A 24,115-nucleotide genomic window follows, 5' to 3' on the forward strand; every position below is an offset into this window, starting at 1 on the left:
TATCAAAGTTAGAATGTCTTAAAATCAGTTTTAGTGCGTGTTAGAAGGTTACATTTACCCCAACTACCCACGTTTTTGCCCGAGGATAGCCTGCAAAATCAACCCCTTGCGTCAATGGGTCAGTACGGCGCGTGTTTACTTCTGGGTCATAGCCTGTGTACTTCGTAAAAGTGGCTAGGTTATTGACCGTTGCATACGCTCTAAAACGCGAAATCTTGATTTTTTTCAACCAGTCATTCGGCAATGAATAGCCTACCGTTAGGTTGTTGACCCGCAAGAAAGAGCCATCTTCGACCGCCCACGAGTGCAACCAATAACGCTGAACCCGCACAGGCGACCAAATCGTCGCATTGGCATTGATTTTGGCCAATTCGGCAGGATCAGTCACTACTGCGCCTTGGTCGTTGATGTTGGTCCAACGGTCTTTCATGAACGACAACATGTTCAAGCTCGGAAATGCACCGTCCGTCATTTCGATTTTGTTGGCGTTGTAAATGTCATTGCCTACGACCCAGTTCAAGAACAAGCTCAAATCAAAGTTTTTATAAACGACTTGGTTGTTCCATCCTCCGATAAATTTCGGGTTTGCATTCCCAATGACCGTACGGTCTTTGTCGGCCGTAATCAAGCCATCGCCGTCGATGTCTTTCCATTTCAACATCCCTGGCTGCGGCGTTCCGTACACCGAGTTAACAGGAACGCCTGGTTTGATGGTGTACGTTTTGGTGGTTTCGTTGTACGTAAAATCGTCGATTTTATAGTAACCGTCCGTTACAAAACCGTACATTAACCCTACTGGCTCACCCACTTTTACCAAGTAATCGTCGGTACCATCAGAGCCTTGCCATCCTGAGTTACGCGTTAGTTGCGTTACTGTTCCAAGGCTTGTTACGGTGTTTTTGTTGGTAGAAATGTTAAAGCTTGAGTTCCACGTAATGTCTTTTTTCTGAATAATGTACGCATTCAGCTGCAACTCTACCCCTTTGTTGGTCGTCGAACCTAAGTTCTTGATTTGCGACGAATACCCCGACGTTGGCGGAATGGCTACGGCCAAAAGAAGGTTATTTCCTGAGTTTTTGTAGGCATCAATCGACACTTGGAAGCGATTGTTCAAAAACGAAAGGTCAAGACCGACGTTTTGCGACACGTTTGACTCCCACTTCAAATCTTCGTTGGCCAACGCTACCGGTGCATAACCTGGTACCACGGTATGGTTGAGGGCGTATTCGCCCGTTACGCCGTATAATTGTTGGTACAACAAATCACCAATGCGGTTGTTCCCCGCTACCCCGTAGCCCAAACGAAGTTTACCATCGGTTAGGATTTGGTTATTTTTCAAGAAATCTTCTTTCGTAAAGCGCCACGCCAACGTACCCGAAGGGAATACCAACGCTCCGTTGGCATATTTAAACTTGGTCGAGCGGTCGGAACGTAACGAGACGGTGGCTAAGTATTTATCATTGTAGCCATAACTTACGCGTCCAAACAACGAAAATAAACGGTTAGGTGGCGTTTCATTAGAGCTTGGACGTGGCTGAGTAGCTCCCGTAGGTGCAGAACCTAACCCCATGTTGGCCAACGCTTGCTCTGCCGAAATATCAGCTGGGAAATAGCGGGTTTCCATCAAGGTACTTTTTGAGGCGTTGTGGTAAATTTCTTGCCCTACAATCACGTTCAAGTCGTGCTTATTGTCAAACTTCTTGGCGTACTGCAAGGTATTTGAGTTATTGATGGTCACCGTTCCTTGTTGTAAAATCGACGCTACGGGCTGCGACGCGAAGTTGCGAGCCGTTCCCGTGATTTTGCTCCAAAAAGAGTTCGTTTGCACATCGTTATTATCAATACCAACGGTTGTTTTAAAGGTCAAATTCTTCAAAATAGCGTAGCTCGCGTACCCACTCAAGTTAATAGCCTTCGTGTATGCTTTACGGTATTCGGCTTGGGTCATCAAAATAGGATTCACCAAGTTTCCTGACGAGATATACAGGTTTTCGTCAAAGTCATCTACCTCTGGCTGAGCAGCTACCAACAAAGGACGGTATTGCACCGAGTGACGTAGGCGGTTGGTTGATTTGGTACCGCTTGCCGTTGTACCTGCCCCGCTCACCGTCTGGTTCAAATAACGAACGTTAAAGCCTAAACGTAACTTATCATTGGCTTTGTGATCCATCTTAAATGTAGCTAAATAACGGTCAAACCCTGACTCTAACAACACGCCGTCTTCACGGTTGGCGGTTAAGCTTAGGTTGTAGTTAGTATTGGCATTGCCTCCGTTTACGTTCAAGTTATGATTTTGGTACTGAGCTCTCCGACCAAACACTTCTTCTTGCCAATCAATAGGCGTAACGGTTTTGTACTGATTGATGTTTTCCCACGTTCCGTACATGTCCGAAAAGCTTTTTTCGGCAGTGGCATCGTTGCGACTACGTTCGTATTGCCAACGCACAAAATCGTACGGGCTCATCACATCCATTTTTTTAAAGATTTCGCGGAAACCTACCGACCCGTTATAGCTAACAGTCGTTTTACCGTTTTTACCCGATTTGGTGGTGATAATCACTACGCCGTTGGCACCACGTGCTCCATAGATAGCAGTGGTGGACGCATCTTTCAATACGTCAATGGTTTCGATGTCTTGGGGAGATAAAAAACTAAGTGCGTTTTCTACCTGAATCCCGTCCACAATATAAATCGGTGAGTTGTCTTGGGTAATCGAACCACCCCCACGAATACGAATCTGAATATCAGCGCCTGGTGCTCCTTCTGAAGTCGTTACGCGAACCCCAGCTAAACGTCCTGTAAGGGCTTCGGCGGCGTTGGTCAACGGAATATCTTTCAATTGTTTTGCGCCAACTGACGATACCGAACCCGTCAGGTCGCGGCGATTAATGGCTTCTCCATAACCAATAACCACCACTTCTTCGAGCATTTTTTGGTCGGTTTTTAACGCAACAGACACTTCCGAACGAGCGCCTAAGACGACCGTTTCGGGCAAATACCCTACAAAACTGAAAATAATCGCCGTTTCTTTTTTGTCGGGAACGTTAATCGTAAACTTTCCGTCCGTATTGGTCGTCGTTCCTACCGACGAGCCTTTAACCAAGATACTTACCCCTGGCAGGGTTTCGCCTGTATTGCCGTCGGTTACGGTCCCCGTCACCCGACGGTTTTGCGACCATCCCACCGACATGCAACCCAGCAGTAACAGCAGTGTGAATAATTGTTTTTTCATATCAAGTGTTAGTTAAATTAAGTAAGTGAGCAATCGTTATCGTAATGAAAGAATAGGCACTCCGTCCATATCGGTAAAGTCTTTGTTTTCACCCGCCATGCCCCAAATGAATGAGTAACTCGACGTACCACAGCCAGAATGTACCGACCACGGTGGCGAAATAATGGCTTGGTGGTTTGCTACCCACAGGTGGCGCGTTTGGGTAGGCTCACCCATCAAATGCAACACGGCATGGTTTTCAGGAATATCAAAATAGCAGTACGCTTCCATACGGCGGTCGTGGGTGTGCGACGGCATGGTATTCCACACACTTCCTGGCTGAAGCACCGTGAGCCCCATGACCAACTGGCAACTCTGAATCCCACCTTCGTGGATGTATTTGTAGATGGTACGATGATTAGAAGTTTCTAGTGCTCCCAACGTCACGGGCGATGCTTCCTCTTTGGTAAAAGCGTGATTAGGGTATGTATGGTGCGCTGGCGACGAAAGCAAGAAAAAGCGCGCAGGATTTGTACTATCTTCGCTTTGAAAACTCACTTGCTGCGTACCTTTTCCAAGATACAAACAGCCTAGCTTATCCAACGCAAACGTTTGTCCATCAGCCACTACAGCCCCTTTTCCTGCTACGTTGATGATACCCAACTCGCGACGTTCCAGAAAGAAGTTCGCTTTGAGCGCGTCGTGGGTTTCGAGCGTTACGGGGGTGGCAACAGGCATCACTCCTCCCGCCAATACGCGGTCATAGTGCGAATAAACCCACGAGATTTGGTCGGGGACAAACAAGGTTTCAATCAAAAAGTTTTCCCGCAACTCCTCTGTGTTCATTTGGGCTACTTCCTTACGGCTACTTTCGTGTCTGATTTGCATTTGGTTCTTTATTTTCAGTCGATTTGTTCGTTTCATAAAAATATTAGCGGCCCATCCAACCACCGTCAACGGTCAGAATGGTTCCGTGGACATAGTCCGAAGCCGACGAGGCCAAAAACACCGCAGGCCCTTTGAAGTCTTCGGGCTGCCCCCAACGAGCCGCAGGAATACGGCCCAAAATTGCCGCACTTCGGTCTTCGTCGGCACGGAGTGCCGCCGTGTTGGCCGTAGCAATGTAGCCTGGCGCAATGGCGTTGACGTTGATTCCTTTAGAAGCCCACTCGTTGGCGAGTGCTTTCACCAAGCTTCCGATAGCACCTTTACTCGCGGCATAACTTGGCACATTGATTCCTCCCTGAAAAGTGAGCATTGAAGCCGTAAAAACGATTTTTCCGTAACCGCGCGTTATCATTTCTTTTCCAAATTCTCTCGCCAAAATGAATTGAGCGTCCAAGTTCACCGAAAGAACCTGATCCCAATATTCATCAGAATGCTCCGCCGCTGGGTTTCTCAAAATAATGCCCGCGTTGTTGAATAGAATATCAATGTGGGCAAAATCTTCTTTGACTTGTTTGATAAAACGGTACAGCGAATTTCGGTTTCCTACATCTGCTTGATACGGGCTAAATTTCCGTCCCAATGCCCTGACGGCCTGCTCAATTCCGCTTCCTTCCAAAGGCATTGAACGCGATACGCCCACAATATCAGCCCCCGCTTCAGCCAGCCCAACGGCCATAGCCATGCCGATGCCACTATCGCAACCCGATACCAACGCCACTTTACCCGTCAAGTCAAAGTTGTTCATTAAGAATAAATTTTAATTTTTTTTAGAAATTGAACTTGGGTTAATACAACAGCTACTCAGAAAGCAGTAGTCAAGTTTAGTACGCCTTTATGGTACATTACAAATAAATTGTTGACTTTTTTTATGCAATCGTTGTCGGTAACGTTGCCAAAAAGGGGAGTTTTTACTTTCAGGTATTTTTTTTTAGTTACTTTACAAAAAAGTGTATCTTCACCTCTCCAAATTATTTCCGTCATTATCGAGGGGATAAATTGTACAAAACCAACATCTAGGACTGTGGAAGTGATTACTATAAAAGACATAGCGAAAGCACTCAACCTTTCGACCTCAACTGTTTCGAGGGCATTGCGGGGGAGTTATGAAATTAACCCTGAGACCAAACGCCTCGTGATGGAATATGCCGAACGCATGAACTATCGCCCCAACCCCATCGCGCTTAGCCTGAAAGAAAACCGAAGCCGTTCGATTGGAGTAATTATCCCCGAAATCGCCAACAACTTCTTTTCGCAGGCCATTAATGGGATGGAGTCGATTGCCTACAACCGCGGCTACCACGTTGTTATTTCCCAAAATCACGAATCGTACGAACGCGAACTCGTCAATACGCAGTACCTTGCCCAACGCCGCGTAGATGGCCTCATCGTGTCACTATCGGGTGAAAGCAACGACTTGGAGCACTTCAAAGAATTGCAATCCAAAGGGCTTCCGATTGTTTTTTTTGACCGCGTTCCGCAAGATTACATCACCCATAAAGTGAGCGCCGACAACTTTGTGGGTGCCTACGAAGCCACGGCCCACTTGATTCAACAAGGTTTTAGAAAAATCGCCCACCTGACCAGTCCCTCTTGGTTATCAATCACTTACGAGCGACTTGAGGGCTACAAAAAGGCACTACAAAACCACGGAATCCCGATTGAAGAATCGTACATCAAGTACTGTAGCCACGGTGGGATGATTCCCGAAGAAGTGGAAAAAGCCGTCCTCGAACTCATTCATCATCCCGAACGCCCCGACGCGATTTTTTCCGCAGGCGACCGCCTTACTACTTCGTCGATGTCGCTCATCAAACGCGAAGGCTTACGCATTCCCGAAGACATTGCCATCGTTGGGTTTACCAACCTCATTTCCGCGCATTTGCTTAGTCCTGCGCTCAGTGCTGTTACGCAGCCTGCCTACGAAATGGGGCAACTAGCCACCGAGTTTTTGATTGATTTAATCGAACGCCCCAAAAGTACCATCCGTTTCGAAACCAAGCGTTTAGAAACTAAATTGGTCATTCGGGAATCGTCGCTAAAACCTGCCTAATGGTATCTTCCTTTTTATTTGGAGTAAGATTTTGCGTACTTTTAGCCAAATCTTACTCCCATGCCCCGTCTGTTTTATAGCCTCTTTCTTGTCTTTTTTTACTACACTGGTTCCGCCCAGCTTCGCGATACACTTTACCAATTTCGCCCCGACTCGGCCGTTTTTATTCGTACCAAAGGCCCGTTGGCCTACCTCAATTATGGCCTGGGCGAAGACCGTCTAGGAGGAGCCAAAATGGGGTATTTGGATTCACTGGTTTTGCTGAACGTAACAGGGCGTTACAAAGACCAATACCGCGTTCGACTGACTTCTACGCTATCGGCTTGGATTCCGCAAAACCTTACCCGTCGCGATACCATCGTCAAACCACCGATTCAGTATTTAACAACTTCGTGGAGAACGTGGGGCGATGACCGTTTTGATTATATTTCTATTCCACTCACGGAGCGCCTTCCGTATCGGAGTTGGCAAGAAATGAATCCTTCGCGGATTGTCGTTGATATTTTTGGCGCAACCACCAATACCAACTGGATTACGCAATTTAAGTCCGCCACCGAAATCAAGAACGTTGATTATGAACAACTTGCCGATGAGCATTTGCGCATAACCATCCAACTAGCCCACGGCCAACACTGGGGATATCGGATTGGGTACGAAGGGCGCCGCCTTGTGATTCGCGTCAAACACCAACCCGAAAAACTCAAACTCGGGGAGCTTACCGTGGCCATTGACGCAGGCCACGGAGGCAGTAATTTGGGCGCGCGTGGTTTGCGCTCAAAGCAATGGGAAAAGGACCTGAATTTGAGCATCGCTTTACACCTCAAAAAAGAACTGGAAGACAAAGGGGTACGCGTGCTCATGACCCGAACGAACGATACTCTTTTTAATAACACTGACCGCATTGTACATTTCCGCGCACTTCAACCTGATTTGTTGATTAGTATTCATAACAATGCCGCGGGAGATACCACCAAAACACGCGGAACAAGTACCTACTACAAACACATTGGCTACCGACCGCTAAGTCAAGCGGTATTGGAGCGGTTACTCGAAATGGGGCTGGTGGAATATGGTAACATCGGGCGGTTCAATTTTGCCCTAAATAGCCCCATCGAATACCCGAATATACTCGTAGAAGGTGCGTTTATGAGTCATCCCGACGACGAAGCGCTGTTGACCGACGATGATTTTCGCAAAAAAATGGCGAAGCAAATTCGCAAAGGAGTAGAAGATTGGTTAAAAGCTGTCAAACATAGCGACAAAAAAGGAGGGTTGTGAGCAACCCTCCCCACTGTGCGTCGGGTTGCTCACAACCACACTGTGAAAAGGGTTGCTCACAACCCGACGCGACTGCTTTTAAATCATCGGGTGGCGTTTGAACTCTTTGGTACGGTCAAAAAGATAACGATAGGTCGTATGAATTTTGTGAGGTACGCCGCCCAAAAGCTCCGCAAAGCGCACCATCTTAGGGTTAAAGTCACCAATCCAGTTAAATTCAAGTTCGGTATATTGGTAATTGGGACGCCAAGCCACGCGCGTCGAAGCCAGAGCCATGGCCGACTCCACTCCTCGACCTTGATATTCAGGAATAACGCCAAAAATTACCCCGAAGGCTTTGTAATTTTTCTTCCGAAGCTTGTGGTACAAAAACTTGATTTTCCCTATCAAATCTAGTTTCCCATTGACGTGCTTGAAGATTTGATTCAGTTCGGGAAGCATAATAAAAAACGCCACGGGTTCGCCGTCTCGGTAACCAAACCACATCATTTCCTCGTCCATGATGGGCTTCATCCGCTGCATAATGGCTTTTGCCTTTTCGGGAGTCATGTCGTCGGTACCGAGGTGTTTTGCCCAAGCTTTGTTATAGACCGTCCGAAAATCTTCTGCAAACTGCCCCAACTGCTTTTTATCGATGTGTTTAAACGAAAATTCTGGATTGTTTAAAATCCGCTCCGCGCGTTCAAAAAACAACATGTTTACCCGCTCCATAAACTTCTCTTTGAACATGTGCAAAAAGAACGTAAGCTGATTGAAGTAGGTCTGAAATCCGTAGGCTTCAAAGAATGTTTGATAATATGGAAAATGATACCCCATTCCGTAGAGAGGTTCTTTGTCAAAACCTTCGGTCAAGAGTCCCCAAAAACGATCGCGTTCGCCAAAGTTAACTGGGCCGTCCATGGCCTCCATGCCTTGTTCTTGCAACCATTTTTTACAAGTATCAAAAAGGGCAAACGCCGCTGCTTGGTCTTCGATGCACTCAAAAAAGCCCATTCCGCCCGTCGGTTGGTCGTTTCCTTTCAACACTGTTCCTTGATTGACAAAAGCCGCCACCCTTCCGATGGTCTGCCCTTGGTCGTCCACGGCAATCCACCGAACGCAAGCACCTCCCTTAAAATATTTATTTTTATCGGGGTTAAACGTATCCTCCACGTCTTTATCGAGCGGGCGAATCCAGTAGGGATTATTTTTATAAAGCCGCACGGGTAACATCAAAAACTCGCGCTGACGGGCAGCATCGGTGCCTACTTCAAGAATTTGCATAGTATTTAAAAATCAATCAAAACTAACAACTGAGAGCGAAATTAGGCGATTCTAGGGGATAATAGCGCATCAACCCCTACAAAAAGCTAACTTTGCCCCCGCAAGTACCTCAAAACTCACCTCCCATGACCAAAAAACGTATTGCCATTTTTGCTTCGGGCTCGGGTTCTAATGCCGAAAAAATCGCTGAACACTTTGCTTCCGATAGCCAGGTCGAAATCTCGTTGATTCTTACCAACAACCCTCAAGCGGGCGTCATTGCTCGCGCACGGCGTTTGCACGTTCCTGTGGTGGTGTTCGACCGTACCACTTTTTACGAGTCGGCCCGCATCGTTGAACTTCTCCAAGGACAGGCCATCGACCTTGTTGTTTTAGCGGGTTTTATGATGCTGATTCCCGAAAGCATGGTGCAGGCATTTCCCAACAAAATTGTCAATATTCACCCCGCGCTTCTTCCCAAATACGGCGGAAAAGGCATGTACGGGCATTTTGTCCACGAAGCCGTGGTGGCCGCCCAAGAGACGGAGTCGGGCATTACGATTCATTATGTCAACGAGCGCTACGACGAAGGAGCCATTATTTTTCAAGCCTCTTGCCCCGTAGTAGCCACCGATACGCCCGAGGACGTTGCTAAAAAAGTGCAAGTACTGGAACACAAACATTTTCCCGAAGTAGTGGGGCAGTTGTTGAACTCATAAAAAAAAGCCGTGCTTCAATCGAAGCACGGCTTGGTCAACTACTTGGTTCTTAGCTTAAAGTGTAACTATGTTTATTGATTAAAAAACGTATTTGTTCTCCGCAATCATCGCATCGGCAATGCGACGACGCGCATTTTTGGTATTGAACGGCTCAATTTTCGTGAAGCGTTTCAAGCCCATGAGCATCACGCGAAGCTCATCACCTTCTGCAAACGACATAATCGCCGATTTTCCTGCGCTGTTTACTTTTTCAACAGCTTCGTGCAAATAGCACATTGCCAAATCTTTCTGCAACGCACAAGCCGCCTCGCCTTTGATTCCTATTAGCTTTTCGGTACGCAAAACGGCTGATTCTGCCGCGTAAATCTCGATGGCCATATCGGCTACGTTCATCAAGACTTCTTGCTCTTCCGAAAGCTTCATCATAAACTTCTGCACAGCCGCACCCGCTACCATCAAGGCCGCTTTTTTCAAGTTTTTAATCACTTTTTTCTCGGCAGCAAATGGTACTTCATCGTCGGTGCTGCTAAAATCAGGAATCGACATGATTTCTTTGGCCACCGCCATCGCAGGCCCCATCAAATCGAGTTCACCTTTCATGGCACGCTTGAGCATCATATCGACCGTCAACATGCGGTTGATTTCGTTTGTACCTTCAAAAATACGGTTGATACGACTGTCGCGGTACGCACGATCCATAGGCGCATCGGCCGAAAAGCCCATACCACCATACACCTGCACACCTTCATCCACCACATAATCAAGCACTTCCGAGCCGTGTACTTTCATCATGGCGCACTCAATGGCAAATTGTTCCAAGGCTTTCAACTTGGCTTCGGCATCGTTTATACCCTTTGCTTTAAGGTCTTCAATGGCATCGTCGATGTTTTGACCTGCGCGGTACGAAGCCGACTCAGTAGCGTACAATTTCACGGCCATTTCGCCCAATTTGTGCTTAATAGCGCCAAAATTGCTAATCGCCGTTCCAAACTGTTTACGTTCGTTGGCATATTGTACCGCGTGGGCCGCTACTTGTTTTGCTCCGCCCATGGTAGCCGCCGCCAATTTGATACGACCAATATTGAGAATATTTACCGCAATCTTAAACCCGTTTCCGCGGTCAGAAAGCATATTCTCAACGGGTACGTGGCAGTCATTGAAGAAAACTTGGCGCGTGTCTGAGCCTTTGATACCCATTTTGTGCTCAGGCTCATTCATTGTAATTCCGCCAAATGTCTTCTCTACAATAAAAGCCGTTAGGTTTTTATCGGTTTTTCCGCCTTCGTCTATTTTAGCAAATACAATAAATACGTCGGCAAATCCACCGTTGGTTATCCACATTTTCTGGCCATTGAGCACGTAGCTCTTTCCGTCTTCGCTCAATACCGCCTTGGTTTTACCCGAATTGGCATCCGAGCCTGAATCGGGTTCGGTCAAGCAATACGCTGCTTTCCATTCGCCAGAAGCTAACTTTGGTAAGTAGTTCGATTTTTGTGCTTCGTTTCCGTAATACACGATGGGCAATGTGCCAATCCCCGTGTGTGCCGACAACGCCACCGAGAACGAGTTCCCCGCTCCCGTCGCTTCGGCTACGAGCATCGATGTATTAAAGTTCATTCCAAATCCGCCGTACTCTTCAGGAACTGCCGTTCCTAACAAGCCGAGCTCACCCGCTTTATCGAGCAGCGACGACATCAGCTCAGGAGACTTTGCCTTGTCGATTTCTTCGACGCGTGGCCAAATTTCGGTCGCCAAAAAGTCACGGCACGATTGCGCAATCATCAACTGTTCTTCGGTAAACTCTTCGGGAATAAACACTTGAGATGCCTCCGTATCTTTAATCAAGAATTCTCCACCTTTGATACTAGCGCGATTTTCTACGGTTGTCATGGTTTTTCAGGAATTTTTAAATAGTGTTATGCTTGCATACAAAATTAGAACAAACAAAAATAGTATGCAAGCATACTATTAAAAATTTTTACATCCCGAATCACTATCTTTGTAAAAAAATCCAACGAACATGGAAACTATCGCAAAAACAGAGGAGCAGTTGCGCCAAGAGCGGGCAGTAGCCTGGGCGAAAAGATTGTTGGCAAGCAAACGCGAATTGGAGAAAGAAGCACAAGAAGATGTAAAAACGCCTGAATACCAAGAGGCAATACGAAAACTTCGAGAAAGAAATGCAGAAAGAGGGTCAAAAGTCGTCAAAGTATGATTTTGAATTTAAAGGGGGGAAGAACAATTCGTATGTATTTGAAACCAATTATGACATTACATACGAAGTAAAATTCAAGCCCTCAAGTTATTGACACTGCCGATGCTAGACATCTTGCCCGCGCTCGGAAATTTGGGCTATGGTTTGAAAAGTTTAAAACAACTCAATTTATGAAAGTTGATGCCTCTATTACTGACGAAATGGGGGTCATTTATATGAATGCCTTAATTTTACACCGCGAGAACCCTTATTTTGTAGAAATCATCGACGCCTTCCGAAAAGTGACGGGAGGCTATTCTGAAGATAAATGACCGAAACGCTTACACTATCGCCCGAAGTACTTGCCAAATACGAAATTGTGATTGGCCTAGAAGTACACTGTCAGTTACAGACCCAAACCAAGATTTTTGCGGCCGACGCTAACCAATTTGGAAGCGAGCCCAATACCAATATTAGTGTCATTACGTTGGCCCACCCAGGCACACTTCCCAAATTGAACAAAAAAGCCGTTGAATACGCTGTTCGAATGGGGATTGCGTGCGGGTGCGAAATCACTCGCCACACGATTTTTGACCGCAAAAACTACTTCTATCCCGACCTACCAAAGGGCTATCAGTTGTCGCAAGACAAAGCACCTATCTGCGTAGGCGGTGGGATTCCTGTTTCGTTCAAAGACAAATCAGGCAAAACCGTCGAACGAACGGTGAAAATCCACCACATTCACTTGGAAGAAGACGCGGGAAAATCGGTACACGACGGTGCCGCTACGGATACTTTGCTCGACTACAACCGCGCAGGAACGCCGCTCATCGAAATGGTTACTGATCCTTGCATCGGTTCGGCCGAAGAAGCGGGTGCGTTTTTGACGGCCGTTCGTCAACTCGTTCGTTTTATTGACATTTGCGACGGCAACATGGAAGAAGGTTCGCTCCGCTGCGATTTGAACATTTCGGTGCGTTTGAAAGGGGCAACTGAATTTGGTACAAAGGTGGAAGTCAAAAACATGAACTCCATCCGAAACGTCATGAAAGCCGTGGAGACCGAGTTTCCTCGTCAAGTACAAATGGTCGAAAACGGCGAGACGATTTTGCAAGAAACGCGGATGTTTGACCCAGAAACGGGCGAAACTTCGGGCATGAGACTAAAGGAAACGATGAACGATTATCGTTATTTTCCCGAACCCGATTTGGCTCCCGTGTTTATTTCGGACGAATGGATGAACCAAATCCAAGCCGAAATGCCTCCATTGCCGCGCATTTTGTTCGAAAAATTCACCACTCACTACGGGCTTTCGGCAGGCCATGCCACTACCCTCGTTGATACCAAAGACGTGGCGTTTTACTTTGAAGCACTAGGAGCCGCTTGTGGCAATTACCAAGCGGCGGCCAACTGGGTATTAGGCCCCGTAAAGACTTTTCTTAACGAAAACAACGACGCTACTGCCGAGCAGTTCCCGCTTTCGCCAGCTCAATTGGCGGAGGTGATTAAGTTGGTAGAGAGCAATCAAGTAAGTCATACTACCGCTTCACAAAAACTACTTCCCGTGTTGCTCGAAAATCCGTCGCTATCTCCGCTCGATGTAGCCCAACAAAACAACTGGCTACAAAACAGCGATGCAGGCGCGTTGGAAGCAATTGTGGATGAGGTTTTGGCCGCCATGCCTGATAAGGTAAAAGAATTCAAAAAAGGCAAAAAAGGCTTAATGGGCTTATTTGTAGGCGAAGTCATGAAAAAATCAAAAGGCAGCGCCGACCCGAAAGTTGTCAATCAGTTGTTGGGACAAAAGCTCGCTTAGTCTCTGTCGCAATTGTTGCCTAGTTAGAAGCTATGCGACAATTGCGGCTTTTTTTTCTTTGGCTAAAACTTTACCAACTAAAAACACACTAACTTCTAATATTCAGGCGTTTAAATAGAAACTCTATCTACATAACGCCATGAAAAAACTGTCTATCTTCTTCCTTTTTTGGGGTATCGTTTCTACTTCTTATGCCACTCATGTCAAAGGTGGGACCATTCGAGTCGCCCGAGCTACATCCACGGGCTTAACTTATTCCATGACGGTTTACTTATTGATAGATGAACGTAGTGGTTCTGCTGCCGCGGAAGGGCAAAGCAGCGTCAGCATTTGCACGGGAGAAAACGGCCAAACAATAACGGCTTTTCGCCAAGCTCGACGGCTTTTATCGCAAGGGGCGGTTTCACTGAATACGTACCAAGCCCAACACACCTATGCCACTCCCAACACATTTACGGTATCGGTAGCCCTCGAAAATCGCGGTGACAATATTTCTAATTTCAACGCCATAAATAGCCCGTTTTACATTCAAACGACTTTTTCGGCCAACTTAGTTCATTCTACACCTACCTTCAATGAAGCCATTGGAACATATTTTGCCGCTACTCGGCAAGTATTTACGGGTGACTTTCAAGCTATTGATGCAGAGGGAGATAGCCTTGTATATCGGATAGACAAAAGTAAAACTACCCGCTCAGGCACTTGTTCGGCTCAACCCATCGATGCGTATCTTTACCCAAATGAAGTAACCCGCGAGGGTACATTTAGTATTCAATCCAGAACAGGTATTTTGACATGGAATGCTCCTACTCAAATTGGCCAATATACCTTTGTAGTAAAGGTCGAAGAATGGAGAAATGGCCTCCGTATCAGTGAATCTCAGTTCGAAACTACGCTACCTGTCGGTGATTTTGGGGGTACGCCCGTTAGCATTCCCCCTTTTGAATTCCCTGAGACTTCCAATGGCCCCATTACGGGCATTGACCGTATGCCAACGAGTCAACTTCTTGTCATTCCTTCCATAGCTCACCAACGCATCAATGTCGTTTGGCGGGGTTTAGTGTCTTCAACAGCCGTTTTTCAACTTATTGACATGACAGGAAGTGTACTTTCTGAATATCGTTCTTTCGCTTATTCTCCGATACACGAACACAGTTTTGATACGACACAGCTCTCTGCGGGCACTTATTTGGTTCGAATAAATGCCGACAGAGTCGCTACGGGTAAATTTATGAAACAATAAACCACGTATAACTATATTAGTACAAAAAAAACAGCTACAAATGTAGCAGCTGACGTTAAATACCAACAAACGTTATGCCTCTCCGAGGCAAATACAAATATATTGGTACGAAAAAACAGCTACAAAGGTTGTGCCTCTCCGAGGCGAAAACAGCAGCTTCGAAGAAGCACAACCTTTGTAGATTTTAGTAGCAAACCTTGCGCCTCTACAAGGCAAAAAAGCTTCGGAGAAGCATAACCTTTGTAGATTTTAGGTTTACATCAAAGACTTCGGAGAAGTCAAACCGTAACTGGCTCACTCAACCGTAAACCACGTATAACTTTCAGGGGCAATCGTGACGGTCAACGCTACTTCGTAGTTGCGGTTGAGGGTGTATTTTTTTGCCGTTGCACCTTTTTCTTTAAACGTAGCGGCCGACGTCAAGCCAGTGTAATACAGCGGGACGTTGATTGTCCGCGTGATACGCTCTTTGGTCGGGTTGTATAGCATCAAAAAGCCCTTCTGCTTCTGCTGCGGGTCCACGTGAATAAAACCATCCCAGTCGCGGCCGTCGGCGCGGCGCAGGTGAATCATGTCGGCGTTCAGAATGTCGCGGTACTGCTTGTACCACGCCACTGTTTTCGACACCAGCTGACGGGTAGTTTCGGTATCGTACAGGCGCGGGCCACGGTAACAAGCCTGCACACCCGCTCCGTAGTACTGCACCATCAGTTGTTCGTAATCCGTAAGGTGTTCGCTGAGTGGCTCCAAAACCGCCTCAGGCCCACCGCCCTGGTAGCGGGTCAGCGGGACAAAGCCCCAGCTCATAGCCGCCGTTTTTTCCATCGTTCCGTCGTGAATGTTTTGACGGTTCAGAATCCGCTGCTGCTCGCGCGACAACGAGAAATTCACCTCCCGATACCCGATAGCGATTTTGTGCGTACCGTCCAGAAAATACCAGTCGGGCGCGTTGATATACACCCCGCGTTCGTTCAGCCAGCGATACAGTTCCTTCTGAATTTCCATTTGCCGCCACTGCGAATCGTCCAGTCCTTTGTGCCCCGGATGTACGGTTGACCCGCACACATCGCCCGGATAAGGGCCGTCGTTTTCCCAGATGTCAAACCCTGTTTTTGCAAAAAAGTACTTGATTTTGTTGCGGTAAGCCAGTCCCCATTTACTGCCGAAACAAGGTGCATGGCCAAAAAACGCGCCGCCCGGTTTGCCCGTTTTCGGGTCAACCACGTCGTCTTCATCGCTGATACGTCGGCTACTGAACAGCGAGTACCCCCCCAGCAGAATTTTTTTACTATGCGCATAATCGGCGAGTTCTTTCCAGCGGGCAATGTTTTTAGCGGTGCTGTCCTCCATGTTCAGGTGGCTGCCAAAACTCAGAATAACCGCTTCGTAACCCGTGGCGGCGCATTGGTCGATGCAGCTTTTTACTTCCTGATCATTTTTACTGACAAGGTGCATAAAAATCGGGTTTTGAGTCGTCCACGGGGCCACGGTTCGGTACATTTTCCGAATCATCAACCCCCGCCGCTGACGGTCATAGCTGTCCATCAGCAACTCGTGCGTCCGCACCGATTTGAACACCTCATTGGGCTGGAGGTCGATGCCCGGCGCTTTTTCGGGATACACTTCCAGCAAGCAAGGTGTTTCAAAATTGTAGTTGACCTGCGAGGTATAAGTCGAATCAATTTTCCAGTGCGTGGTCTGGTCGCTGATGTCGTAGCGCATGGCGTTGTTGAAGGCGTAGTTAGTTTCTACGTAAATCCCATGCTGTTTTTTCATTTCGGTGGGCTTACCCACTACGGCGCTTTCTTCTTCTACCAACGCCAATACTTCATTGACCACACGGTTCAGTTTCAGTTCGGCATTTTGTTTACTTTCAACAGACACCCATTTGACAATCAACGGAATACCGTCGTAAAGCTCGTAATTTACCGTCACTTCCAGCCCTTTCACGGCTTCGGCCTGCGCTTTGTAACGGAAGGTCAGCACCTTGCCCGAAGGGCCTTTTTGGGTCGCCGCCCACGAATTGGCTTTCCAGTTCACAAACGGTTTTATGTCCGATACCGAATGACCCGTTGCCACAAAATCGTCTTTCCCGACGGTCAATTTATCGACCCATTCGGGCAACAAATAGGCATTTTCCTTTTGCCCCATTAGCCCGCCAATGTTGTACGTTTTGCCGTTGACCACGATTCTGGCTTCGGGCTTAACGGCCCGTAAAAGTTGTTGGCCGTTCGACAGGTTTTTATAATCAATGCAAACCACGTTGGGTTCGATGCGAAAAACGCGTTTGACCAGCCCGTTGTACAAAATGATGTTTTTGCCTTCGGTAATGACTTCGGCTTTTTGGGTCACGGGCGTTACCAACCAGTCAACGGTGGCGGGTTGGTTGTAGCGGGTTTGAGCGTGGGCTGACAGGACAGCGAAAATTACGTAAAGCCGTAACATGTTGCGGCTTAGTACAGAAATGTGTTTCATTAGAGGAGGTTTTTCAACATCCCGAAAGTTCAAAACTTTCGGGATGTTAGATTTTAAGGAGTCATAAACTCCCATTTAATTTCTTTAGAATAGCCAAAAGGCTTGCTAGTGGCAGGAGCGACCATATCGCCTTTGAGTTTACCATCGGCCGCTTTGTTAACCGTCAGTCGGGTAAAAGAGTAACTTCCTTTTTCAAAGTCAAAGGTCGTTCCATCATCATCATACAGCTGAAAACTGCCCGATGCTGTGCCGTAATGCCGAACAGTCAGGGGAAGCGTTTCGCCCGCTTTCGGAGCCTGTCGGTGCGGTGGCACCATCGGAATGAGAGCGCCGTCTTTTACAAATAACGGAATTTTGTCCAGCGCGGGCGTAACGGCAATCACCTGATTTTCGCCGACCTCTTTCCCCGTGTAGAAATCGTACCATTTACCCTGCGGTAAATAGACTTCGCGGCTTTTTTCGCCCGCAAACATCGGCGCTACCAACAGATAATCTCCCATCATGTATTGGTCTTTGATGTCTTTTTTGATGCTCATGGCGTACGGATTGGCCGTCGCGTCAAACGTTCCTGCCACCGTCACCGACTTAAAACCGAAACCTTCGACCAAATTCATGGCCCGAAACGGCGGTTTTCCCTCAAACCGATATTGCGCAAAGGTTGAATACAAGTACGGCAGCAGTTGCATCCGTAGGTTGGCGACATCGCTCACGGCCTGCTCCACTTCGGGAAACGACCACGGTTTGGTGCCATCGGCCCACGCATTGAGCATGGCCATGGGCGAAAAACAAACCGACTGCATCCGCCGCACCCATTCCTCGGCCGTTTTGGACGCGCGAACCTCAGGCGTCCAGAGCACACCGATAAAACTGCTGTTGACCAGTGCCGTTATAAAATCCTTGTGGCTGTAATAATCATTGTAAATAACGTACGGAAAACTGCTCGCGCCCGCGTTGGACGCCCGAACCAGCCCGTAGGTCCGCTTGTTGATTTCCCTGAACCAGCTACCCGTCATCTGCTGCACCATCAGCCCGTAGGTTTGTCGCATTTGCTCGGCACTCGTTCCCGACGGAAAGGTGGCGACATCGGGCCAAATCCAGTTGTCGTACCCGTCCACCTCGTCGATTTTATAGCCGCCTACCCCGATGTTCAGGTGCTGACTCATAAAATGTTCCTTGAACAGTTGACGGGCTTGCGGTAAGGTAAAATCAGGCACAATCCCGTTCCAAACCGTATGCGAACCCGTAAACGGTTTGATTTTGGGGTACAACGTCCCGACGGGTGACACGTAAGGGTTCATCCAAAGGTTGGCGCTGATGCCTTTGTCGGCCAGTTTTTTTAAGAAACCTTTGGGGTCTGGGAAACGCGTTTTTTCCCATTCAAACGTACACGGATACGCCATGCTGTGCCAACCCGGCTCAACGCCGATGAAGTCGAGCGGGAAGTTGTGTTCTTCAAAGCTCTGTACTTCTTTCAGAATATCGTCCTGCGAATACAGCGTCGGGACGCGCTGGGTAAAGCCCAAACCCCATTTTGGGGGCAAATACCCACCGCCGTTCATAAGGTTGTAGCGCTGCACCACGTTCATCGGCGTTGGGCCCGCAAAAACGTACAAGGTCGCGCCTTCGGCAGGAACCAGCATTTCGACAGCGTCAGAATACGGCTGAGCTTCCCATTTTTTATCAGTGTTGCGGTCGCGCAGAATGGGCGGGTGTTTGGCATCGGTTCGCACGGCGGTACCCGCATAAACCGTGATGTAACGGGCGGCATCCACCAGCACGCCGTAGCCTTTGGACGAGACATAAAACGGCACGGGGGCGTGAGTGCGGCCATTGTCTTTACTACCGTAGTGGTCAACGTGCAGCTCCATGATTCGTCCGCGCTGATTGACGGTCTGGAAATTCAGACCCAGCCCAAACAGCTGCTCGCCTTCTTCCAGCGGAAAGCGCAGGTAGGTTTTGCCGTCGATGACCCGCACACTGATGTCGGTTTTTGCCAGCGGAAACGGTGCTTTGGGCAAGGCCGCCAGTGCTGTCAGGTTGGGTTTGGCACCCGCCGCGCCCAGTAAGCTGATTTTCTCAGGCTTGCCCGCCGTGGCTTTCCAGATGCCAGGCTGCACCTCCTGCCACTGAGGCGGAGCTTGGGCTCGGGAATAATGAAATACGGTAAAGAGAAGAAATGTGAGGAACAGACGTCGTTGGTGTTGCATGAATTAAAGCGTTTAGCAATTATCCCAATAGAACATTAGGGACAAAAGCCAACACCTCTGCCAAACTCATCATGTTTGAAACAACTACTTTTGCGAAAGAGTGTGGTTGATTCTCCCACCTTTCACCAAGAAGCGCGGTTGTGAGCAACCGCTAACACGTTTTGACCAAATCCACTAACGTTTCTACCCAAATTGGGCTGTCGTTGAGACTTTCGACCAAATCCCAATGTTCACCACCTTCTTTTTCAAATACTTCTTTGTATTCTTCACCTACTTCGAGGGTGGTTTCAAGGCAATCGGCTACAAAAGCAGGAGAAAAAGCTAAAACGCTTTTGAGTCCTTTTTTGGGAAGCTCTTTGATAACGTCTTCTGTGTAGGGCTTAATCCACGGGTCATTACCCAACCGTGACTGAAAACAGGTCGTGTATTTCCCTTCAGGAATGTTGAGGGCTTTTACTAGCAGTCGAGTCGTTTCAAAACACTGCGCGCGGTAGCAGTGTTGGTTCATCGCATGCAGGGTATCGCAGCAGCTGCCCAATTTGCAGACTTCTTTGGTACAATCTCCTTTGCGAATTTGACGTTCAGGCAAACCGTGATAACTGAAGATAAAATGGTCGTACTGGTGCGCTTGGAGGTATTTTTGAGCATTTTGGACAAATCCTTGCAAGAATTTAGGGTGTGCCAAAAACTGGTTCACAAACTTTACCGAAGGCATTACTTGCCACTTAGACAACACTCGCATTACTTCTTCATATACCGAACCTGTGGTAGCAGAAGCATATTGAGGGAAAAACGGAATGACGATGATTTCGGTCAAGCCCATTTTTTGAAACTCCATCAATCGTGATTCAATACTTGGATTTTGATAACGCATCCCTAGTTTGACCACATAATCGTCGCCCAACGCTTCTTGCAGCATTTTTTCTACCGCCAATCCATACACTTTCAACGGCGACCCTTCGGGAAGCCATACTTCTTTGTACGTTTTGGCTGATTTTGGCGAACGAAAAGGCGCAATGATGCCATTAACCAACAAAAAACGAGGGATAAACGGAATGTCTATCACTCGCCCATCCATCAAAAATTCACGTAAATATTTGCGAACATCAGGGGTGTTGGGGCTATCAGGCGTACCGAGGTTTACAATAAAAACCCCCGTTTTACCAATATTTTTGGAAGTACTCGAACTAGGTTGCGACACAGATTGATTCATATTCATTAAAATACCTATCATTGTAACTGAATTCGAGGAAAAAAGTTCCTACGAATTTTTATGCAAATATACGAGGTAACTAGCACGGTGGATTGGAACACAATAGCCAAAACTCAAAATCAACCGTTACCTTTGTGACCTTTTTGCTTCTAAAAACAAATCCAAATTGCACGTACTATGGCTTTCAAATTTGATTATCGTAAACCCTTGGTCATTTCCGAAATTGGCTGTAACCACATGGGAGACTTTGAAATCGCTAAAGAACTTATCAAGTTGTCGAAAGACTGCGGTGCTGATTACGCCAAATTTCAGAAGCGAAATGCCCGCGAATTGCTCACCGACGAACAATACAATACCCCTCACCCCGTACCCTACAATGCGTATGGAAATACGTACGGCGCGCACCGCGAATTTTTAGAATTTACGTGGGAACAACACGCCGACCTCAAAGAGTACGCCGAGTCGCTTGGCATTGGCTACGCTACTTCGGTGTGGGATATTACTTCGGCCCAAGAAATCGCCGCCCTCAAGCCCGATTTTATCAAGGTGCCGTCGGCTTGCAACAACCACTACGAAATGCTTCAGTTGCTTCGCGACGAGTACGCGGGCGATATTCATATTTCTTCGGGAATGACGACACTCGATGAAATTGAAGAATTGGTCAAGTTTTTTGAAGTGACCGACCAAGCCAAAAGTCGATTGGTGTTGTACAATTGTACATCAGGCTACCCTGTGCCTTTCAAAGACATTTGTTTGTTGGAAATCAATCGCTTGTACGAACATTACGACCACCGAGTCAAAGAAATTGGGTTTTCGGGCCACCACTTAGGCATTGCCGCTGACGTTGCCGCTTACACCTTGGGAGCGCGTTGGATTGAACGCCATTTCACCAAAGACCGTACGTGGAAAGGAACTGACCACGCTGCCTCGCTTGAAGTCCCAGGTCTTCAAAAACTGGTACGGGATTTGACCCAAATCCAACAAGCCCTTACGTTTAAAAACAAGGAAATTTTGGACATCGAAGCCGAACAACGCGATAAGCTCAAATATCGCAAAAACACAACTCCTATTGCCTCCTAATTTTATGGCGCAACCAAACGTTTTAGCTATTATTCAAGCCCGAGGCGGTAGCAAAGGGCTTCCCAATAAAAACTTATTGCCGCTGGCGGGACATCCGTTGGTCGCTTACAGTGTCAAAGCAGCCCTTGAAACCCCGTCCATTACGCGAACCATTATTTCAACCGACTCACAGGCCATTGCCGACGCTGCCCAGCAGTACGGCGCGGAAGTACCTTTTCTCCGACCAGCAGAATTTGCCCAAGACTTGAGTACCGATTTTGACGTATTTACGCACGCCCTCAACTGGTTTTGGGAAAACGAAGGCTACCGCCCCGACCTCGTGGTGCAGTTGCGCCCCACCTCGCCCGTTCGGTCGGTTCGGCACATCGACGAAGCCATTCAAACCCTTTGGAATACCCCCGAGGCCGATAGCATCCGTACCATCACGCCGTCGCCCATTACTCCTTACAAAATGTGGGTATATGACCCCGAAACGGCCACCATGCAGCCGCTTTTGAGTCACCCTACCCTTCCTGAGTTTTACAACGAACCCCGTCAAAAGCTCCCGCCCGTACATTGGCACATCGGGAACCTCGACGTCATTCGTCCGCACGTTATTTTGGACAAAAAATCCATGTCAGGCTATCCTATTCTGCCTTATGTCCTGCCTTTTGAGTATGCCATCGACATCGACGACCTTGCTGGTTTTCGCAAAGCCGAAGAAACCATGAATCAGGTCGAGTGTGTGCGATTTGAGTAACACCTAGTTTCCAAAAACGTTATCCCTCATGCTCAAAAAACTCGCCATTTTAGCCGCAGGTAGCCTCCCTGTTTTATTTTTCTTTTGGTACGCCTATCATTTTAGCACTCCTTTTCCCAACGAGGACGATATTCCTGCCATTTTGGCTTTTATTAATCGGGCTTTCCCGTTTGCTCCCGAAGCAGGACGATTGCTTTTTGTGCCCTTTCGGGAACACGTGATTCTCCCTGCCAAACTCATTGCTTACCTCCAAGTGGCCGTAATGGGGCAGATGGATTTGAAAATGATGATTTTGTTGGGCAATCTTTTTTGGGTGCGGGTTACATGGATTTTGTATCGTTTGTCCCAAGAAGCCAAGCTTCCAGCCTTGCTTTTCTTGCCCGTTCCTTTCATTCTTTTTCAGGTTCAATTTTCCGAAACAGCCCTCTGGCCGATGGCACTTTGGTCCAACCTCATTGTGGTTTGGCTGGCGGTTGAATCCTTCAACTTATTGATTTCGGAGAAAAAAGAATTTTGGCGCTTTGGCTTGGCCTTTTTCCTCGGACTCACCGCCACCTTTTCCAACGGCAACGGCCTTTTGGTCTTATTGATTGGTTTTGGGGTATTATTATTTCAAAAAACCGCCCCCAAACGCCTTGTTGTGTGGGGAGCCGCCAGCGTTCTGGTGGTTTTGGCTTACCAATGGGCCAAATCGCTCGGAGTTCCTGACACTTTTTACGGAGTTCAAAAAAATCCGTTGAAATGGCTGCTAGGAAGCATGATTTTCGTAGGCAACTACGGCGATTTTATTTCGGGAAGCCTCAAAAAAGTAGCATTAGGGCTTGGGTTTGTGGTTACGGCCGCACTTGTGGTGATAAATTTGGGTCAATGGAAAAAGCCTTCCTACGGCACTTCTTTCCATTTTCGGATGCTTGTCTTCTTTTTGTTCATTCTCGCAACGGCGGGCGGCGTTGCCATTTTGCGCACCGAGCCCGTTGGGCTAGATGCCATGTATCTAGGACGTTATCGGCATTACTCCGCTTTGGCAGTTGCGCTGGGGTATCTGAGCAGTGTCGTCTATTTGTACCCCAAACGCCAAGCCAACTGGCTTTTGGCAGGAACGATGGCTGCGAGCCTTGTGGTGGGTATTTTCTCGTACTACCGCGACTGGGGCTATCGCTACATGGACAATCAGCGTTTTTTTACCGACGCCTACAACATGCAGCACAACAACGCTCTTTATCTTGAAATGCCAGCTCCTCAGGAGTTTGCCAGTATTTTTCAAGAAACGTTGGCCAAAAACCTATTGAAAGCCGACCTCGCTAGCTTTGAAGACTTTAAATGGCCTCGTTCTTCGGATAACCTACCTTTGTCACCCATCACTATTCATATTGATAAATCGGCCGATACGACTCGTTGCGTGGAAGTATATACCGTCAAATCAACAACGCCACAGTTTGAGCTTACGCCAAACGCCCTGTGGTTTTGGGCGCTGAAGAGTGACCAACGTACGTTCTTGTATCCGACCACTTCGCTCAAAACAAAGCCTGCGCAATTTGTGCGGCAACGAACGTACTTCCAGCCTGGTTTTGTGGGGGAATTGGCCACTTGCCAGCTTCCTGAGGGAGAATACACCTTGTTTTTAGTGCACATTGCCGAAAATAAGGAAGCGGAGTTTTATGCTACGAAACAAACGATACGGCCTTAGGTGGACAACATTT

18 protein-coding genes are annotated in these 24,115 nt (G+C 47.6%); 10 read left to right on the top strand and 8 right to left on the bottom strand.

Going from position 1 to position 24,115, the window contains the following annotated elements; all coding sequences use genetic code 11:
- Positions 1 to 40: 40 nt before the first annotated feature.
- From AC23N5_RS03145 to kduD, 3 genes are read right to left on the bottom strand one after another with little or no spacing between them, the layout of a single operon-like run.
- Positions 41 to 3,232 carry a SusC/RagA family TonB-linked outer membrane protein gene (locus tag AC23N5_RS03145; RefSeq protein WP_487754444.1) on the bottom strand — a complete coding sequence of 1,064 codons (3,192 nt, stop codon included), beginning with the start codon at positions 3,230 to 3,232 and terminating at the stop codon, positions 41 to 43.
- A 36-nt stretch (positions 3,233 to 3,268) separates the two neighbouring features.
- Complete coding sequence (gene kduI / locus AC23N5_RS03150) at positions 3,269 to 4,099, bottom strand: 5-dehydro-4-deoxy-D-glucuronate isomerase (protein WP_487754445.1); 831 nt, start codon at positions 4,097 to 4,099, stop codon at positions 3,269 to 3,271.
- Between the two features lie 43 nt (positions 4,100 to 4,142).
- The gene (gene kduD, locus AC23N5_RS03155) at positions 4,143 to 4,904 is read right to left on the bottom strand and encodes a 2-dehydro-3-deoxy-D-gluconate 5-dehydrogenase KduD (RefSeq protein ID WP_487754446.1); all 762 of its coding nucleotides are present in this window, start codon (positions 4,902 to 4,904) and stop codon (positions 4,143 to 4,145) included.
- A gap of 276 nt (positions 4,905 to 5,180) precedes the next feature.
- Here kduD and AC23N5_RS03160 point away from each other — a divergent pair, with 276 nt between their 5' ends.
- Together AC23N5_RS03160 and AC23N5_RS03165 are read left to right on the top strand one after the other, a co-directional pair.
- Positions 5,181 to 6,209, top strand: coding sequence for a LacI family DNA-binding transcriptional regulator (locus AC23N5_RS03160; protein WP_487754447.1), 1,029 nt, complete (start codon positions 5,181 to 5,183; stop codon positions 6,207 to 6,209).
- Between the two features lie 60 nt (positions 6,210 to 6,269).
- A complete protein-coding gene (locus AC23N5_RS03165) occupies positions 6,270 to 7,487 on the top strand; it encodes an N-acetylmuramoyl-L-alanine amidase (RefSeq protein WP_487754448.1) in 1,218 nt (405 codons plus the stop codon).
- 78 nt (positions 7,488 to 7,565) lie between these two features.
- Here the strand turns inward: AC23N5_RS03165 and AC23N5_RS03170 are convergent, their stop codons facing one another.
- Positions 7,566 to 8,750 carry a hypothetical protein gene (locus AC23N5_RS03170; RefSeq protein ID WP_487754449.1) on the bottom strand — a complete coding sequence of 395 codons (1,185 nt, stop codon included), beginning with the start codon at positions 8,748 to 8,750 and terminating at the stop codon, positions 7,566 to 7,568.
- Between the two features lie 125 nt (positions 8,751 to 8,875).
- On the opposite strand from AC23N5_RS03170, the gene purN reads away from it, so the two are divergent.
- Positions 8,876 to 9,448 (top strand): phosphoribosylglycinamide formyltransferase, encoded by a 573-nt coding sequence (gene purN / locus AC23N5_RS03175; protein ID WP_487754450.1) that lies wholly within the window; start codon positions 8,876 to 8,878, stop codon positions 9,446 to 9,448.
- A 78-nt stretch (positions 9,449 to 9,526) separates the two neighbouring features.
- Here purN and AC23N5_RS03180 read toward each other — a convergent pair whose 3' ends face one another.
- Positions 9,527 to 11,338, bottom strand: a complete 1,812-nt coding sequence (locus AC23N5_RS03180) for an acyl-CoA dehydrogenase family protein (RefSeq protein ID WP_487754451.1) — start codon at positions 11,336 to 11,338, stop codon at positions 9,527 to 9,529.
- Positions 11,339 to 11,468: 130 nt separating this feature from the next.
- Here AC23N5_RS03180 and AC23N5_RS03185 point away from each other — a divergent pair, with 130 nt between their 5' ends.
- The 4 genes from AC23N5_RS03185 (at position 11,469) to AC23N5_RS03200 (ending at position 14,701) form a co-directional block, all read left to right on the top strand.
- Positions 11,469 to 11,663 (top strand): hypothetical protein, encoded by a 195-nt coding sequence (locus AC23N5_RS03185; protein ID WP_183977565.1) that lies wholly within the window; start codon positions 11,469 to 11,471, stop codon positions 11,661 to 11,663.
- 89 nt (positions 11,664 to 11,752) lie between these two features.
- On the top strand, positions 11,753 to 11,974 hold the full coding sequence (locus AC23N5_RS03190; RefSeq protein WP_487754671.1) for a DUF6169 family protein: 222 nt from the start codon (positions 11,753 to 11,755) through the stop codon (positions 11,972 to 11,974).
- Positions 11,971 to 13,458: an Asp-tRNA(Asn)/Glu-tRNA(Gln) amidotransferase subunit GatB gene (gatB, locus tag AC23N5_RS03195; protein WP_487754452.1), complete on the top strand. Its 1,488-nt coding sequence runs from the start codon at positions 11,971 to 11,973 to the stop codon at positions 13,456 to 13,458. Before AC23N5_RS03190 ends, gatB begins: the two co-directional genes overlap by 4 nt.
- Before the next feature lie 139 nt (positions 13,459 to 13,597).
- On the top strand, positions 13,598 to 14,701 hold the full coding sequence (locus tag AC23N5_RS03200) for a T9SS type A sorting domain-containing protein (RefSeq protein WP_487754453.1): 1,104 nt from the start codon (positions 13,598 to 13,600) through the stop codon (positions 14,699 to 14,701).
- 294 nt (positions 14,702 to 14,995) lie between these two features.
- On the opposite strand, the gene AC23N5_RS03205 is transcribed toward AC23N5_RS03200, so the two are convergent.
- From AC23N5_RS03205 to hemH, 3 genes are all read right to left on the bottom strand, one after another.
- Positions 14,996 to 17,146 carry an alpha-galactosidase gene (locus AC23N5_RS03205; RefSeq protein ID WP_487754672.1) on the bottom strand — a complete coding sequence of 717 codons (2,151 nt, stop codon included), beginning with the start codon at positions 17,144 to 17,146 and terminating at the stop codon, positions 14,996 to 14,998.
- A gap of 83 nt (positions 17,147 to 17,229) precedes the next feature.
- Positions 17,230 to 19,383: a TIM-barrel domain-containing protein gene (locus AC23N5_RS03210; protein WP_487754454.1), complete on the bottom strand. Its 2,154-nt coding sequence runs from the start codon at positions 19,381 to 19,383 to the stop codon at positions 17,230 to 17,232.
- A 151-nt stretch (positions 19,384 to 19,534) separates the two neighbouring features.
- The gene (gene hemH, locus AC23N5_RS03215; protein ID WP_183977758.1) at positions 19,535 to 20,596 is read right to left on the bottom strand and encodes a ferrochelatase; all 1,062 of its coding nucleotides are present in this window, start codon (positions 20,594 to 20,596) and stop codon (positions 19,535 to 19,537) included.
- A gap of 177 nt (positions 20,597 to 20,773) precedes the next feature.
- Between hemH and AC23N5_RS03220 the strand changes: the two genes are divergently transcribed.
- The 3 genes from AC23N5_RS03220 to AC23N5_RS03230 are packed head-to-tail and all read left to right on the top strand — an operon-like array spanning position 20,774 to position 24,102.
- Positions 20,774 to 21,676, top strand: a complete 903-nt coding sequence (locus AC23N5_RS03220; RefSeq protein WP_487754455.1) for an N-acetylneuraminate synthase family protein — start codon at positions 20,774 to 20,776, stop codon at positions 21,674 to 21,676.
- Positions 21,666 to 22,415: an acylneuraminate cytidylyltransferase family protein gene (locus AC23N5_RS03225; protein WP_487754456.1), complete on the top strand. Its 750-nt coding sequence runs from the start codon at positions 21,666 to 21,668 to the stop codon at positions 22,413 to 22,415. The genes AC23N5_RS03220 and AC23N5_RS03225 overlap by 11 nt, the downstream gene beginning before the upstream one ends.
- Positions 22,416 to 22,443: 28 nt before the next feature.
- On the top strand, positions 22,444 to 24,102 hold the full coding sequence (locus AC23N5_RS03230; RefSeq protein WP_487754457.1) for a hypothetical protein: 1,659 nt from the start codon (positions 22,444 to 22,446) through the stop codon (positions 24,100 to 24,102).
- Positions 24,103 to 24,115 lie beyond the last annotated feature (13 nt).

Source organism: Runella sp. R5_40, from assembly GCF_057652295.1.

Excerpts from the sequence above, each read along its gene's own strand:
- AC23N5_RS03145 (WP_487754444.1), bottom strand. The coding sequence starts at position 3,232 with ATGAAAAAACAATTATTCACACTGCTGTTACTGCTGGGTTGCATGTCG.
- kduI (WP_487754445.1), bottom strand. The coding sequence starts at position 4,099 with ATGCAAATCAGACACGAAAGTAGCCGTAAGGAAGTAGCCCAAATGAAC.
- kduD (WP_487754446.1), bottom strand. The coding sequence starts at position 4,904 with ATGAACAACTTTGACTTGACGGGTAAAGTGGCGTTGGTATCGGGTTGC.
- AC23N5_RS03165 (WP_487754448.1), top strand. The coding sequence starts at position 6,270 with ATGCCCCGTCTGTTTTATAGCCTCTTTCTTGTCTTTTTTTACTACACT.
- AC23N5_RS03170 (WP_487754449.1), bottom strand. The coding sequence starts at position 8,750 with ATGCAAATTCTTGAAGTAGGCACCGATGCTGCCCGTCAGCGCGAGTTT.
- purN (WP_487754450.1), top strand. The coding sequence starts at position 8,876 with ATGACCAAAAAACGTATTGCCATTTTTGCTTCGGGCTCGGGTTCTAAT.
- AC23N5_RS03180 (WP_487754451.1), bottom strand. The coding sequence starts at position 11,338 with ATGACAACCGTAGAAAATCGCGCTAGTATCAAAGGTGGAGAATTCTTG.
- AC23N5_RS03185 (WP_183977565.1), top strand. The coding sequence starts at position 11,469 with ATGGAAACTATCGCAAAAACAGAGGAGCAGTTGCGCCAAGAGCGGGCA.
- gatB (WP_487754452.1), top strand. The coding sequence starts at position 11,971 with ATGACCGAAACGCTTACACTATCGCCCGAAGTACTTGCCAAATACGAA.
- AC23N5_RS03200 (WP_487754453.1), top strand. The coding sequence starts at position 13,598 with ATGAAAAAACTGTCTATCTTCTTCCTTTTTTGGGGTATCGTTTCTACT.
- AC23N5_RS03205 (WP_487754672.1), bottom strand. The coding sequence starts at position 17,146 with ATGTTACGGCTTTACGTAATTTTCGCTGTCCTGTCAGCCCACGCTCAA.
- AC23N5_RS03210 (WP_487754454.1), bottom strand. The coding sequence starts at position 19,383 with ATGCAACACCAACGACGTCTGTTCCTCACATTTCTTCTCTTTACCGTA.
- hemH (WP_183977758.1), bottom strand. The coding sequence starts at position 20,596 with ATGAATCAATCTGTGTCGCAACCTAGTTCGAGTACTTCCAAAAATATT.
- AC23N5_RS03220 (WP_487754455.1), top strand. The coding sequence starts at position 20,774 with ATGGCTTTCAAATTTGATTATCGTAAACCCTTGGTCATTTCCGAAATT.
- AC23N5_RS03230 (WP_487754457.1), top strand. The coding sequence starts at position 22,444 with ATGCTCAAAAAACTCGCCATTTTAGCCGCAGGTAGCCTCCCTGTTTTA.